General features: G+C 48.2%; 15 protein-coding genes. 4 read left to right on the forward strand and 11 right to left on the reverse strand.

Features of this window, described 5'->3' with window-relative positions; genetic code table 11:
• Positions 1–6 precede the first annotated feature (6 nt).
• From ORJ00_RS17890 to ORJ00_RS17900, 3 genes are all read right to left on the reverse strand, one after another.
• Positions 7–216, reverse strand: a complete 210-nt coding sequence (locus ORJ00_RS17890; protein WP_305977335.1) for a histidine kinase — start codon at positions 214–216, stop codon at positions 7–9.
• A gap of 24 nt (positions 217–240) precedes the next feature.
• Positions 241–1,575, reverse strand: coding sequence for a sigma-54-dependent transcriptional regulator (locus tag ORJ00_RS17895; RefSeq protein WP_306140481.1), 1,335 nt, complete (start codon positions 1,573–1,575; stop codon positions 241–243).
• Positions 1,576–1,763: 188 nt separating this feature from the next.
• On the reverse strand, positions 1,764–2,228 hold the full coding sequence (locus ORJ00_RS17900) for an SRPBCC family protein (protein ID WP_306125656.1): 465 nt from the start codon (positions 2,226–2,228) through the stop codon (positions 1,764–1,766).
• Between the two features lie 101 nt (positions 2,229–2,329).
• Between ORJ00_RS17900 and ORJ00_RS17905 the strand changes: the two genes are divergently transcribed.
• Positions 2,330–3,037 (forward strand): transporter substrate-binding domain-containing protein, encoded by a 708-nt coding sequence (locus ORJ00_RS17905; RefSeq protein ID WP_306140482.1) that lies wholly within the window; start codon positions 2,330–2,332, stop codon positions 3,035–3,037.
• 94 nt (positions 3,038–3,131) lie between these two features.
• Here the strand turns inward: ORJ00_RS17905 and guaA are convergent, their stop codons facing one another.
• Together guaA and guaB are read right to left on the reverse strand one after the other, a co-directional pair.
• Entirely contained in the window at positions 3,132–4,709 is a 1,578-nt protein-coding gene (gene guaA / locus ORJ00_RS17910; protein ID WP_305975271.1) for a glutamine-hydrolyzing GMP synthase, read from the reverse strand.
• Between the two features lie 58 nt (positions 4,710–4,767).
• Positions 4,768–6,237: an IMP dehydrogenase gene (guaB, locus tag ORJ00_RS17915; protein ID WP_027672563.1), complete on the reverse strand. Its 1,470-nt coding sequence runs from the start codon at positions 6,235–6,237 to the stop codon at positions 4,768–4,770.
• 137 nt (positions 6,238–6,374) lie between these two features.
• Between guaB and xseA the strand changes: the two genes are divergently transcribed.
• The 3 genes from xseA to ORJ00_RS17930 all read left to right on the forward strand — a co-directional run bounded on the left by xseA (position 6,375) and on the right by ORJ00_RS17930 (position 9,127).
• Positions 6,375–7,730 carry an exodeoxyribonuclease VII large subunit gene (gene xseA, locus ORJ00_RS17920; protein ID WP_306140483.1) on the forward strand — a complete coding sequence of 452 codons (1,356 nt, stop codon included), beginning with the start codon at positions 6,375–6,377 and terminating at the stop codon, positions 7,728–7,730.
• Between the two features lie 101 nt (positions 7,731–7,831).
• Positions 7,832–8,659 carry a MipA/OmpV family protein gene (locus ORJ00_RS17925; protein ID WP_306125659.1) on the forward strand — a complete coding sequence of 276 codons (828 nt, stop codon included), beginning with the start codon at positions 7,832–7,834 and terminating at the stop codon, positions 8,657–8,659.
• Between the two features lie 297 nt (positions 8,660–8,956).
• Complete coding sequence (locus ORJ00_RS17930) at positions 8,957–9,127, forward strand: prevent-host-death protein (RefSeq protein WP_156886028.1); 171 nt, start codon at positions 8,957–8,959, stop codon at positions 9,125–9,127.
• 79 nt (positions 9,128–9,206) lie between these two features.
• Here ORJ00_RS17930 and ORJ00_RS17935 read toward each other — a convergent pair whose 3' ends face one another.
• From ORJ00_RS17935 to ORJ00_RS17960, 6 genes are all read right to left on the reverse strand, one after another.
• A complete protein-coding gene (locus ORJ00_RS17935; protein ID WP_306140484.1) occupies positions 9,207–9,422 on the reverse strand; it encodes a DUF3185 family protein in 216 nt (71 codons plus the stop codon).
• A gap of 114 nt (positions 9,423–9,536) precedes the next feature.
• The gene (locus tag ORJ00_RS17940; protein ID WP_306140485.1) at positions 9,537–9,908 is read right to left on the reverse strand and encodes a PRC-barrel domain-containing protein; all 372 of its coding nucleotides are present in this window, start codon (positions 9,906–9,908) and stop codon (positions 9,537–9,539) included.
• The gene (locus ORJ00_RS17945) at positions 9,905–10,120 is read right to left on the reverse strand and encodes a hypothetical protein (RefSeq protein WP_306140486.1); all 216 of its coding nucleotides are present in this window, start codon (positions 10,118–10,120) and stop codon (positions 9,905–9,907) included. Before ORJ00_RS17945 ends, ORJ00_RS17940 begins: the two co-directional genes overlap by 4 nt.
• A 314-nt stretch (positions 10,121–10,434) precedes the next feature.
• Positions 10,435–11,835 (reverse strand): PoNe immunity protein domain-containing protein, encoded by a 1,401-nt coding sequence (locus ORJ00_RS17950; RefSeq protein ID WP_306140487.1) that lies wholly within the window; start codon positions 11,833–11,835, stop codon positions 10,435–10,437.
• 136 nt (positions 11,836–11,971) lie between these two features.
• Entirely contained in the window at positions 11,972–12,520 is a 549-nt protein-coding gene (locus tag ORJ00_RS17955) for a hypothetical protein (RefSeq protein WP_305975279.1), read from the reverse strand.
• Positions 12,521–12,617: 97 nt separating this feature from the next.
• The coding region (locus ORJ00_RS17960) for an IS3 family transposase (protein ID WP_306140488.1) at positions 12,618–13,321 on the reverse strand (704 nt) is incomplete at its 5' end.

The following is a 13,321-nucleotide window of genomic DNA, read 5'->3' on the forward strand; positions in this document are numbered from 1 at the left end:
GGGATATCACGGTGAGGTGTCTACGAGGCTTTGCAGTAAAATACTGCAGTCCTGACAGGACTGCAGTATTTTATCCACCGCCTCTATCGCTTTCTCCGGTGGTAAATTATTTTCCAGCACCAGCTTGATGAGCTCAGCCTGCATTGATATTCGGTTTAGCGGCTTACGGATATCATGGATCTGTTGTGCTAATCTTTCCGGCGTAATGTCAGCCATCCGTCTTACCTCCCGTTTGCAAACTTAGCTAAGCTCGCCCAGGCCACCATACGCATTTAAGCGGTTATACAGAGTTTTAACACTAACACCCAGCATATCGGCCGCCAATGTCTTGTTACCATTTACTTTTTTGAGTGTCAGATAAATCAGTTCTTTTTCAACTTCCTCTATCGTTTTACCCGGTGTCAGCCCTGTCTGCTCCTTTTTAACCGCCGAAAAGGGTGATGCAAAAGAGGCTGGCAGCTCAATTTCTTTTTTCGCCGGGTCACTCATGATATAAGCGCGGTGAATGGTGTGGCGCAGCTCCCTGACGTTACCCGGCCAATCAAAGCTGGCCAGGCGCTGCAGCTGTGCGTCAGTTAAGCGATAGTCAGTATTATTTTCTTCATTTAAATTGGCTAAAAACGCTTTTGCCAGCAACGGAATATCTTCAGACCGTTCGCGCAGCGGCGGGATCTCTATCGGAAACACCGCCAAGCGAAAATAAATATCCTCACGCAGAATATTCTGTTCGGCAATGTTCTGCATGCTTCTGTTCGTCGCCGAAACTACCCGGCAATCGACAGCGATTTCTTTGCTACCGCCAACACGGATAATTTTCTTCGTTTCCAGTACCCGTAATAAATTCGGCTGCATATCCAGCGGCATTTCAGTTACTTCGTCCAGAAACAATGTGCCGCCCTGTGCCCGTTCAAACACACCCGCTTTTTGTGCAACAGCACCGGTAAAAGCGCCTTTTTCATGGCCGAACAGCTCACTGCTGATAAGCTCTTTTGACAAGCCACCACAGTTGGTCGCAACCAGTTGGCCCGCAACTTTACTGGCATTATGGATGGCAGACGCGACAACCTCTTTTCCTACGCCACTCTCCCCCATCAGCATCACATTGGCGTTTGACGCTGCGACACGTTCTATCATGGTATACAGCTGCCGCATCGGTTCAGACTCACCGATCAGACAATCAAAGTGCTTTTTAACTTCGCTTGTGGCAGCTTTTTTGACTTTAGCTTTGGCCGGGCTTAGCACCTGCTCCAGCGCTTCACGCTGAATAGGTTTAAGTAAGTAATCAACCTTAGGCCCACATAGCTCAGCAATGATTGATTTAACCGATGGGTGGCCGGTAATAAAGGTCACTTTCGGCACCGGAAACAGCTGCTGTACTCTATCCATCAAGTGGATACCGCTGCCATCAGGCAGCATGAAATCCAGCAGAATATGATCGAAATTGTTGTGTTGCAGCCATTCATTGGCTTCTTCCAGATTGGCCGCAACAGACACGGTATGCCCTAAAAAGTCGATGATGTGACTGGCAACGTCGGTAAATTCGCGATCATCATCTACAAGTAATATTGATAACAAGGCTCAAATCTCATATCAGTCAATTAACTATCATTAGTATTGTACCAGATATGGGGACAATATAATGTAATAACAGGCATATACTAAGTGTTTAGCACGAGGCTGAATAGTGATTTATTAATTATTTGTTTAAATCTGTTTGCTGTCGGGCAGGTGAAAAAGTACAGCGCTATTTAACTTGCAGGGCTTCAATTAAGCCTATCATTACGCTCGCATAACGCTTTTAGGTTCTGCAATGCCAGAGGCCAGGTGTCCTGCATATATTGCTCGTACTCCGGTGCAATATCCTGCTCTACCCTAAGCTCTGTAACACCATCAGTGTCATGAAAGTAATAATTTTCAAAAGCTGGCGCCCAGCTGGTGACCTTGTCACTGCTAAAATCGTCTTTTCCGCTAACAATAAAACCCAGATGCTTTATCGACATAAGTTCCAGCGGTTTATGTTCAGCAATGATAGCCACCATACCATCGCCCGACGGCGATAAAAACCGTATGGTTTCGCCCTGCTGCCAACTGCCTTTAAAGTAAGAACCTTCGCAAAAAGCGGAAGTCCATGAACGGTAACCCACATCAGACAACATGCGCTGCCATACTGTCTGCACCGGCGCGTTAATAACAATACTGAAGTGAAGCTGTTTAACATTTCGCATCATAAGGCTGCTCTTTGATGTTTTTTTATGCCAGTTTTGACACTGGCACTTTTATAGTTCAATCGTGGTTTATACTGTAGCCATAAAGTGCACTGGATCCAAATATGAAATATGTTTTCCGGCTCTCACTCATACTGTTTTCAGCATTACTGCCTGGTAGACAGGTGATGGCGGACGAGTTGTTATTTAGTCATTCAAACCATCCTATAACGCACGCGATTTTGATACCAATGTTGCAAGACGTGTATAGGGAATTAGGCTACCAACTTAGGTTTCAAGAAGCCGAAGGCGCAAGAACACTTAAACTCTTTGCATACAACTTAGTCGATGGTGATGTTGCAAGGTTAGAACCGGTGTTACGGGGTATTGATAATGCAGTCCCGGTAGTACTGCTAGATACGGTGCAAGTGGTATTGTATTGTCGCAAGGGCATTGTTTGCCAGGACAGTGTTTTAAGAAACGCCAAGCTACGTATCTTAGTTCCAACACAAGACGCTACCTTACAACTGTTAGCGACCAATATTGAAGCTAAGCTTTACTTTAACAGTGATTGGAATGGCGTCATGGCGATGTTCGACTCTGGCAAAATTGATTATATGCTTTGGGCAGAAAGCAAATTGATAGCGCCTTTGCCGCTGGATAATGCAAATAAAGCGGCAACGACGATAGGTCCCTTTGGTTTGTATCATTTGTTACATCTTAAACATAGCGCACTGGCAATGCCTGTTGCTGAAGCACTAGAAAAGCGATTGCGCGATGACTTTAATCAAGGTTTAGCTAAGCTAAAAAAGTCTGGCGAATACCAAAAATAATGCAACAAAGTAGTAATTAAGTAAGCTTTAAGCCAGGCTATCATTAACTAAAAGGCCAGCATTGCGCTGGCCTTTTTTATTTAGCTTAAGGGGGTTATTCCCACTCTATCGTCGCTGGCGGCTTGCCGCTGATATCGTATACCACGCGGGATATGCCGTTGATCTCATTGATAATACGGTTTGACACCTTACCCAGCAGCTCGTATGGCAGGTGTGCCCAGTGCGCGGTCATAAAGTCGATGGTTTCTACGGCACGCAGTGATACTACCCAATCATACTTACGCGCATCGCCCATTACACCCACTGATTTTACCGGCAAGAATACCGCAAACGCCTGGCTTACTTTGTTGTAAAGGTCGGCTTTGTGTAGCTCTTCAATAAAAATCGCGTCGGCACGGCGCAGGATATCGCAGTAGTCTTTTTTAATTTCGCCCAATACACGAACACCTAAACCGGGTCCCGGGAACGGGTGACGGTACAGCATGTCGTATGGCAGGCCAAGCTCTAAGCCCACTTTACGCACTTCGTCTTTAAACAGCTCACGCAGTGGCTCAACTAAACCCAGCTTCATATGCGCTGGCAGGCCGCCAACGTTATGGTGCGATTTAATTACGTGCGCTTTACCGGTGGCAGAGCCAGCAGATTCAATCACGTCAGGGTAAATGGTGCCCTGCGCCAGCCACTTGGCGTTTTCCAGCAGTTGCGACTGTTCGTCAAACACTTCAACAAACACGCGGCCGATGGTTTTACGTTTAACTTCAGGGTCATTCTGGCCTGCTAACGCATCAAGGAAGCGATCTTCAGCATCAACTTTAATGATGTTAAGACCAAAATGGTCACCAAACATGTCCATCACCTGCTTGCCTTCGTTTAAGCGCAGCAAGCCGTTATCAACGAACACACAGGTCAGGTTTTTGCCAATGGCGCGGTGCAACAACATCGCTACTACCGAGCTGTCTACCCCACCAGATAAACCTAAAATAACCTGGTCATCACCTATTTGCTGCTTTAAGCGGATAATGGCATCTTCAATAATCGACGCCGGGGTCCACAACTTGTCGCAGCCACAAATATCGGCAACGAAATGCTCCAGCATACGCAAGCCCTGACGCGTATGGGTAACTTCAGGGTGGAACTGCACACCGTAGAACTGGCGTGCTTCGTCTACCATGCCCGCATGTGGGCAGGTTGGCGTTGCAGCACAGGTTATAAACCCGTCCGGAACTTGCACTACCTTGTCGCCGTGGCTCATCCACACGTCTAACAAAGCATTACCGTTACCGCCAACGTGGTCTTCAATTTTGGCAAATAAATCGTTCGCTGCAACCACTTCAACCTGAGCATAGCCAAACTCGCGCATGTCCGAGCCCTGCACCTTGCCGCCTAACTGCTCGGCCATGGTTTGCATCCCGTAGCAAATGCCCAATACCGGCACACCCGCTTCAAACACATACTGAGGAGCGCGCGGAGAATTTGCTTCGTGCACACTTTCCGGGCCACCGGACAAAATAATACCAGTTGGGTTAAAGTCACGAATTTGCTCTTCAGTTACATCCCAGGCCCACAGCTCGCAATACACGCCAATTTCGCGCACGCGCCGTGCAATCAGCTGGGTGTACTGTGAACCAAAGTCGAGGATTAAGATGCGGTGGTGATGAATGTTTTTGTTCATAGCGACCTTTAAAAAGTAAAGCGGCTGGTGTGAGCCAGCCGATAAAACCGAAATCAGTTTAGCCTAAACGGTAGTTTGGTGCTTCTTTGGTAATTTGCACATCGTGTACGTGCGACTCGCCCATACCGGCAGACGTTACCCGAACAAACTCTGGTTTAGTACGCAGTTCGTCAATGGTTGGGCATCCTGTTAAGCCCATAGCACTGCGCAGGCCACCCATTTGCTGGTGAATAATATTTTCCATTGGGCCTTTATAGGCAACACGGCCTTCAATACCTTCCGGTACCAGTTTTTCAGCATTGTTGCTGCCCTGGAAATAGCGGTCTGAGGAACCATTGCGCTGCGACATCGCGCCTAACGAGCCCATTCCACGGTAAGATTTATAGTAACGGCCCTGATACAACTCAACATCGCCTGGCGCTTCTTCCGTACCGGCAAACATTGAGCCTACCATCACGCAGTTAGCACCGGCCACCAGGGCCTTGGCCACATCGCCAGAGAAGCGAATACCGCCATCAGCAATAATGGTGACGTCGGTGCCGGCCACGCCCATAACCGCTTCTGAAATAGCGGTAATTTGTGGCACACCACAACCGGTAACAATACGGGTGGTACAAATTGAACCCGGGCCTATACCCACTTTAACCGCATTGGCGCCAGCTTCAGCCAGCGCTTTAGCACCTTCGGCCGTAGCCACGTTACCGGCAACAATTTGCAAATCCGGGTATTGCGCGCGGGTTTGCTTAACACGGTCAATAACCCCTTGTGAATGACCATGCGAGGTATCGATCAGCAGAATATCCACACCGGCTTCAACCAGCGCAGCAATACGCTCGTCTGTACCAGGGCCTACGCCAACAGCAGCGCCTACACGTAACCGGCCTAACTCGTCTTTACAGGCGTTTGGCTTACTGGCGGCTTTGTAATAATCGCGAACGGTAATAAGGCCTTTTAATTTAAAGGCGCCATCCACCACTAACACTTTTTCAATGCGGTGCTCGTGCATGCGCTTAAACGCTTCTTCGCGTGGGTCGGTTTCCAGTACGGTAACCAAGCGCTCGCGCGGCGTCATTAAGCTTGAGACTTTTTCGTTGTTATTCGCTTCAAAGCTCATATCACGGCTGGTAAGCATACCCACCAGATTATGGCTGGCATCTACCACCGGAAAACCGGAGAAACCATGCTGCTGCGCAAGCGACTGCACATCGCGGATACTCATATCCGGTGTCACAGTAACCGGGTCTGACACCACACCGCTTTCGTATTTTTTAACTTTACGAACGTTGGCCGCTTGATCCTCAATGGTCATATTTTTATGAATAAAACCTAAGCCGCCTTCCTGCGCTAGCGCAATGGCTAAACGGGCTTCCGTTACGGTGTCCATTGAAGCAGAAACCATAGGAATATTCAGCGTAATGCTTTTAGTCAGTCGGGTGCGTAAATCGGCGGTATGAGGTAGAACAGTAGAGTGCGCCGGTACCAATAACACGTCGTCAAAGGTGAGGGCTTCTTGTTTGATCCTGAGCATTGCAACAATCTCGCGGTGGCTGAAAAGATAGGGAATGTTGCGGCGCAATTTTAACGGTTTTGTTGGCGTATCACAAACGCTTTTTTATTTTATGTTATTCTGGCCCCAGGTTGTTACCGCTGCAAACATGAGCTGCCATGCAAAATACTGCGCAAAACCCCGATATTTATACTGTTTCCCGCTTAAACAGCGAAGTCCGCTTAACGCTGGAACTGCAATTTCAAACCCTATGGCTGCAAGGCGAAATATCCAACTTCGTCGCCGCCGCCAGTGGCCATTGGTATTTTTCGTTAAAAGACAACGCAGCACAAGTAAAATGCGCCATGTTTAAACAAGCTAACCGCAACAGTAGTTTTCGGCCGCAAAATGGCCAGCAGGTGCTTATTCGCGCTCGTATCAGTGTTTACGAGCCACGCGGTGAATACCAGTTACTGGCAGAATTTATTGAAAGCGCCGGTGCCGGTTTACTCAAGCAGCAATTTGAACAGCTAAAAGCCAAACTGGCCGCTGAGGGCTTATTCGACCCGGCGATAAAAAGACCCCTACCAGCACAGGTGCAGCGTGTTGGTGTTATTACCTCCCCTACCGGCGCCGCCATTCGCGATATTGTTACGGTGCTTAACCGCCGCGCCCCCGGCATTGAAGTCATCGTTTACCCGTCGCAAGTGCAAGGGGATACGGCCGCCGCGCAGCTGCGCAACATGCTAAGCAGCGCAATACGCCGTAACGAAGTCGATGTGCTGATTATTGGCCGTGGCGGTGGTTCGTTAGAAGATTTATGGTGTTTTAACGACGAACAGCTGTGCCGTGCTGTGGCGGCTTGCCCTATTCCAATTGTTAGCGCCGTCGGCCACGAAATTGATTTTGCACTAACCGATTTTGTCGCCGATGTACGCGCGCCAACGCCTTCGGCCGCGGCAGAGCTGGTATCACCGGATCAAAGCCATTTATTAGAACGAATAGCCAGGCTACGCAACGCATTAATTCAAGCCCAGCGCGCCCGCATGCAGCAAGTGGCGCCAAAACTTATTAACCTAAGCCAGCGCTTGTTAGCCTTACACCCCAAACGGCGCTTACAGCAGCAACAACAGCGGCTGGACGAGCTACAACTGCGCCTTAGCGCGCATATTAAGCGTAAAATTAGCGCCACACAGCAGCAACAACAATATCTGGATAAAAGCCTGCGCCAGTTATCGCCGGTAAAAACCCTGCTACAGCATACACAGCATATTAATCAGCTCGAACGCCGGCTTATTAACGCCCAGCAGATGCAGTTAAAGCAAAGCAAACAACAACTGGCGCAGTTAAGCAGCCAGCTAAACACCGTAAGCCCGCTGGCTACCTTAGCCCGCGGTTACAGCATTACCTTTGACAATAAACAACAGGTGGTCACTTCCAGCAGCCAGCTTAAAGCCGGTGATAAGGTAGTAATTAAACTGGCAGAGGGCGGTTTTGATGCGCAAGTAATAAAGCTGAATGAGCTTAAGCAATAAAAAGTACGTTAATAAGATCTACTTATAAAAGTTAACCGTAAACCGAAGTTGAACACTTACTCACGCTGCATTCTGGCCTGCTAACACAGGTGAGGTTTTACATGAAAAAGTTTACCGGTTTACTGTTAGTTACTTTACTACATGGTTTTTTGCCTCAAACCGTATTAGCGCAGGACGACAAAACAGCACTGGTGCCTTTACCTTCGGTAGACGACTTTACCCGGGGTAATGACGGTTGGGCGTTCGCGCTGGGCGCGGGTATCGAGTACGAAACCGCTTACGAAGGGTCAGACGAATTTGGTTTTGAAGTACAGCCAGCCGGCGCAATACAATGGCGCCGCGGTGATGATATTTTCTACTTTGCCGGTGAAGCACTGGGCTGGCGCGGCGTACGGGCAGACACCTGGCTACTGGAAGCCTTAATTGGCTTTGATGAAGGCCGCGAAGAAAACGACTCAGACGATGGCCGCCTTGATGGGCTGGGTAACACCGAAGAAGGCTTTGAAGTAGTGCTGCAGGCACGGCGGGCTTTTAGCAACGACTGGCGTTATTGGTTGGTAAGCCGGCTGGTTACCGGAGACAACGGCAATCTTGCATTGTTTGGCGTGGGACGGCGCTTTGGCGATAAAACCGACGGTTCCGGATCGGAGATTAACCTGGTAGCAGTATTTCACGACAGCAAATATGCCAATACCGGTTTCGGCATTACCGCAGAGCAATCGCTGGCGTCGGGTTTAGCTGAAACCAACCTGAGTGGCGGCCTACGCTCTATCGGCATTGATTACAACTACCGCCATAATATCAACGAGAACTGGCAAATTTTCGCCGAGGCGCTGTACGAGCACTTCAGTAGCGACGTACGCAACAGCCCCATCGCCCGTGGCAACTATGAAGCCGAAGTAGGCATAGGATTTATTTATATATTCTAACCTGACCAAAGCTTACTCAAGGGACCGGCTGTAGCTGGTCCGGCAATCGGGGATAACTCGGGACGCAGCTAAAACCTTAGCGAAACTCTAAAAAAAGTAACCCCTCACAGGGTGCTGATCTTACGGGTAGCGGGAGGGGTGTTGTTACGCGACATCATAATAGTTAACGCTTAATTATCAAGTCAAGTTAAGTTGCTTCTCTTCACAAAACAGGCTAATCCTTGATAAGTTAGCACAATTTAGCCATATCCAGTTATCAGCGAAACTGATATCGTAACTTTTGCTATGGATACAATTATGCCGACACTAGCCACCGATGAAACCAGCTTAAACTTCGATGAGTTACCACAAGATGCGCAGCCAGAAGTGTTTAAAACGGCGTACCTTAAGCACTGTTTTAACGCAGCGAAGGACGACTTAGCGCAAGGCAATATTGTTGATGGTGGAGCATTTCTTAGTGCGCTGTAGCAGCCGCTATGCAGAGCAGCCGTTAACTAGCTTCGACTCTACCCTCCACAAAATCAGCGACACTGACCCTTTTGATTGCTTAACGCTGTGCGGATCGGCCCATAAGTAATAGCGTAACACCCGCCACGGTTGATACTGCACCCAGTATGATAAACCAGGTAGTAGAGTCGGTGAAACGGCCGGTAACGGCTTCGCTTACCTGATTACCAAAGCTTTCAGATGCCTGATACGCAAAGAACAACAGCAGCACACCAACCACCAGCAGTACAACAGCCAAAATTTTATTATTCATCATGTTAGTTCCTGTAGTTCCCTTCTGGCGGTTAAGCCTGTTTTGTGTATTTTTACGCATGCTGCGATAAAACAAACGCTGGCCAGTGCCAGCGTTAATTACTAAAAACAGGCCATATTATCTGGCGTAATAAGATTCAACGCTGGAGTTCCAGCTAGGATCTGCCATATTTGGCCAATTATCTTTGTCAAAACCCGGTGCGTTTTTTAAACGCTCAACATCAACATCCAGCATAAAGCTTTTGTCTTTCCTGTTTAGCGTCAGCGCTTTCCATGGCACAGCAAAAAAACGCTCACCGATACCCAGGAAACCGCCGGCAGCCAGCACAGCGTAACGTATCTTGCCTTCAGTCATGTCAAGCATAACCTCATGGATCTTACCGAGCTTTTCATCCTTCATATTGCAGACTTCATCGCCGGTAATGCTGGAGGCACTGAGTAACCCGGCTGCATTAATGTTGTTAGTAGCTTGTGTCATTGCACTGTTCATTGGTTTTCCTTCCTTGCATCGCGATTAATTTCGCCTAAAACGGCACCGTTTCTGCCATCACTTCTGGCAGATTTCTCATTTTTCGCCATTTTTCCCTGGCTGCCTGCGTTGTCTCTCGGATCCGATTTTTTACTATCGATCCTGCTGTCAGCAGCCTCGCGTTCTTGTCTTTTATGTTCATTTGGATTGCTGTTGCTTTGATGCTTAGTCATAAGTTGTACTCCGTATTACGGTTACGTCTAATGTCTGCCTCTTCGCAAAACGGATAAAGACGCAGGTTGACGCGTATACGGTAATTGAAGCCACAGCCAGGTTCTGTACGCTATCTTACGTAACCCTCGCGTTTAGTTTCTTTTTCAGCGCGAACCAATCAAGATCAGCAAAAACAGCAAAGATGCGGTTGTCGTTATGAGCATCCAAGACGACAAAGCGCTTAAGGTGATACCACAGCGGCCGCAGAATGATCTGAAGTAAGGCTTGAGAAAAGGAGGCAACGCTAATTAGCTACGCTCCCCTTTTTCCGTTGCTAAGGCAGGCTAAGTGATTCCCCAAGCGCCAAAAATTCGGTCGCAAACACCTCATGTACGCTCAAAGCATACCAAGCGTCATCACCTAGGTCCAACGTATATAATCTGTAGCTAAGCTTGCTCTTCGACAGCCAGTCTTGCGCGTTTTTAAGCAGCACCTCGCAACGCGCCGGCCCGGCGCCACCAACTGTCGATGAGTCAAATCCCTTCAGCCCTCGGCCTTCGAGCAAGCTGTCAACCTGCGAAGCCAGAGTATCGTCGTCCTTGATGTCGGCACAAACGCCCTGCCCGTTTTCGGCCAAGGCCGCCAATGCCTCACCTGCTTCTTTCTTCAAGCTTCGTAAGCGCCCGGTCGACTCGATCACCGCTTCTTGGGCGTCTTTGTCGCCGTCGCAGGCCAGCTCAACCCAGCGCGCATAGCCTTTGAGTTTGCTTTTAGCCAGGTCGGCTTTCTTGCGCGGTGGCGGCAGCGGTGCAGCAAACCGGGCTGGAGCGCCCAAGGCCCGCCAGCCATCGCGCTGCTGGCGCACGTTCGCCCGATAGTGGTCTACTAGATCGCGCGGGTAGTAGAGATGGTCACGAAACGCGCTGTCGTCCAGATCGAAAGCACAAACGGCTAGCGCCGCCTCAAAGGCAAAACGTTGAAACAACTGATCGCCCTGGCAATTAGGGTCCACTTGACGGCCATCTTCGGCAAGCGGGCAATACACCCGCTCGGGCTTCCAGCCCAGCGGTTTCATCAACCGATTCCAGTTGGCCATGTATTTGGTCATGTCTTGTGTTTGGGCCTCGCGCCCTTGCGAAGCCAGCGCCCCCATCAGCGCGTCCCACATGCCTTGGTAGGTGGGGTTTTTTTGGTACTTTAATGGGCGTTGAATGCCTTTGGGCAAGAAGGTATCGAGCAGAAAGTCCACCGCTGGCAGGCGCATGGTGGGGTGCCGGGCGTGCATTTCAAGAAATTGGCCAAGACGAGCCCCATCGGGCTCCAGCATGCACCACAAGGACACAGCCGTGAACTCTTGGTAGATCGACATGCCAAAGAGTCGCGGCTCATATTGCTGAGTCCCAACCCCCCAGCGAATTGCCTTTAGTTCCATCAGGCTTTGCAAGATAGCCAAATCGCCACGCATCTGAGCATTCAGCCGACCCAATGGCTCACCAACAGAATACATGATCGCCCAAAAGGCCAAAACATCTTTAACAAAGTAGCCAGATGCAGATTGATTTTGCGCAGCTTGCTCTTCGGAGTCAGCTGCTCGCAAACAACTCAAATTGTCTTTGGGCTCAATAGCCAGCCGAATATATTCCAATTCGCGAACATACCTTCGATTATCCGGATGAGGATCTCGAAATAAAGTCAACTCGCGATTCAGCACATTATTTTTTAATAATTCAATCATAGTGCCTATGTACCTTTGGATTACGAACTTTTCCATAGACCTTATTTAAGCTGTATCTTCGCATGGTAGCTCTTTTGAACTATAACGCTCAAAGCAGCGACGCTGCATGTGTCGCAAGCCTTTGATTGTTAACATTTTACTCAACAGCTTCATATAACACGCCTAAGAAGGACTTTTTAGCTATAACAGTATATTCACTTGTTTCACGCTCATACTGACTTTTCCCAACACAAAGGTACGGTGGAAATCTGTACTTTAAAGTTTTAGATGAAAATCTATATCGGCAAGATCTCCTACTAACGCCTTCTTTTTTATCAAATTTGCCGAGTAAACTAACATTCTGGCCAATAACATTGGTTGTTAATCCGGGTACTGTATAAATTGTAAAGGCGCCCGTGAATAAGAATGCAATTAATGGAAGAGAACCGATAGCAACAGTGCGTTTTATAAAACCATAATGCATTAGCAACGAAAACCTTTCTCTTACATTCCACATATGGAATATGCTGATTAAGGTAACCAAAATTGAAATTCCTAGACCAGTATAAAAAATCCAGCTTTCTGGCGAGAAATCGGCAATAAAAGCATAGGGCGAAGACAGTATAAAAAACATAGCGAAATGAGTAAGGCATTGCCGCTTCAATGAAGGTTTTTCGTTACCAAAATAAAACTTTTTCCATGACATGAATTCTTTCCACTTTTGCTAACGCTCGCAGCACAGGCCGAAACCCGCGCAGCGGTGAAACTTCCCCCTAAAAAGTAGACGCTTTTAGATTTAAATTTCATGCTGCCTTACTTTCATATTCAATTGGCGTATTAAACCCCAATGACGAATGGAGCCGACTCGTATTGTAATAACTATCAATATACCAGGCCAGCGTCATTCTCAACTGTGTAACCGACTCAAACACTATTCCGTGGAATGTCTCTGTTTTCAGGGTCTTAAAGAACGATTCCACGTGTGCATTATCTGTCATATGTTTGGGTCTGTTCATACTGGGCCTAATTCCAGCTCTGGCCAGTTCATTTTGAAACAGATATGCACCATATTCTGAGCCCCTGTCACTGTGAAATAACAAGCCTGGCTTTACTTCACGGTGCATCAACGCTTTTTTCAATGCTAAAACGGTTAAATCTGCCGTTCGGGCTTGGCTTAGCTCCCAGCCCACAATACTTCGAGAATACAAATCAATAATCACCGCCAGATACGACCATTGGCCATTGACCTTCAAATAGGTCACATCACCTGCCCATTGCTCATTCGCTGCTGTCGGGCTAGGTTCTTGCCGCTTTTGGTTTCCGACTGTAATACATGGGTTTACTGGCAAGGGCTTACGCCGATATAGCCTGCTTACTTTACCCACCAAACTCATGTCTCGCATTAACCGTTCTACCCGTTTGCGATTGACCACTTCACCTTCTCGTCGCAACGCAGCATGGATCCTCGGGCTACCGTAATTACCGTTGTGCTCACAAAACAACTCTA

The organism is Rheinheimera baltica, from assembly GCF_030731985.1.
Lineage (GTDB): Bacteria > Pseudomonadota > Gammaproteobacteria > Enterobacterales > Alteromonadaceae > Alishewanella > Alishewanella baltica.

Bases quoted from the DNA above. Each gene is read 5' to 3' on its own strand.
- guaB (WP_027672563.1), bottom strand. From the start codon at position 6,237: ATGCTCAGGATCAAACAAGAAGCCCTCACCTTTGACGACGTGTTATTG.
- ORJ00_RS17940 (WP_306140485.1), bottom strand. From the start codon at position 9,908: ATGAACAGTGCAATGACACAAGCTACTAACAACATTAATGCAGCCGGG.
- ORJ00_RS17925 (WP_306125659.1), top strand. From the start codon at position 7,832: ATGAAAAAGTTTACCGGTTTACTGTTAGTTACTTTACTACATGGTTTT.
- xseA (WP_306140483.1), top strand. From the start codon at position 6,375: ATGCAAAATACTGCGCAAAACCCCGATATTTATACTGTTTCCCGCTTA.
- ORJ00_RS17890 (WP_305977335.1), bottom strand. From the start codon at position 216: ATGGCTGACATTACGCCGGAAAGATTAGCACAACAGATCCATGATATC.
- ORJ00_RS17905 (WP_306140482.1), top strand. From the start codon at position 2,330: ATGAAATATGTTTTCCGGCTCTCACTCATACTGTTTTCAGCATTACTG.
- ORJ00_RS17950 (WP_306140487.1), bottom strand. From the start codon at position 11,835: ATGATTGAATTATTAAAAAATAATGTGCTGAATCGCGAGTTGACTTTA.
- ORJ00_RS17955 (WP_305975279.1), bottom strand. From the start codon at position 12,520: ATGTCATGGAAAAAGTTTTATTTTGGTAACGAAAAACCTTCATTGAAG.
- ORJ00_RS17900 (WP_306125656.1), bottom strand. From the start codon at position 2,228: ATGATGCGAAATGTTAAACAGCTTCACTTCAGTATTGTTATTAACGCG.
- guaA (WP_305975271.1), bottom strand. From the start codon at position 4,709: ATGAACAAAAACATTCATCACCACCGCATCTTAATCCTCGACTTTGGT.
- ORJ00_RS17935 (WP_306140484.1), bottom strand. From the start codon at position 9,422: ATGATGAATAATAAAATTTTGGCTGTTGTACTGCTGGTGGTTGGTGTG.
- ORJ00_RS17930 (WP_156886028.1), top strand. From the start codon at position 8,957: ATGCCGACACTAGCCACCGATGAAACCAGCTTAAACTTCGATGAGTTA.
- ORJ00_RS17945 (WP_306140486.1), bottom strand. From the start codon at position 10,120: ATGACTAAGCATCAAAGCAACAGCAATCCAAATGAACATAAAAGACAA.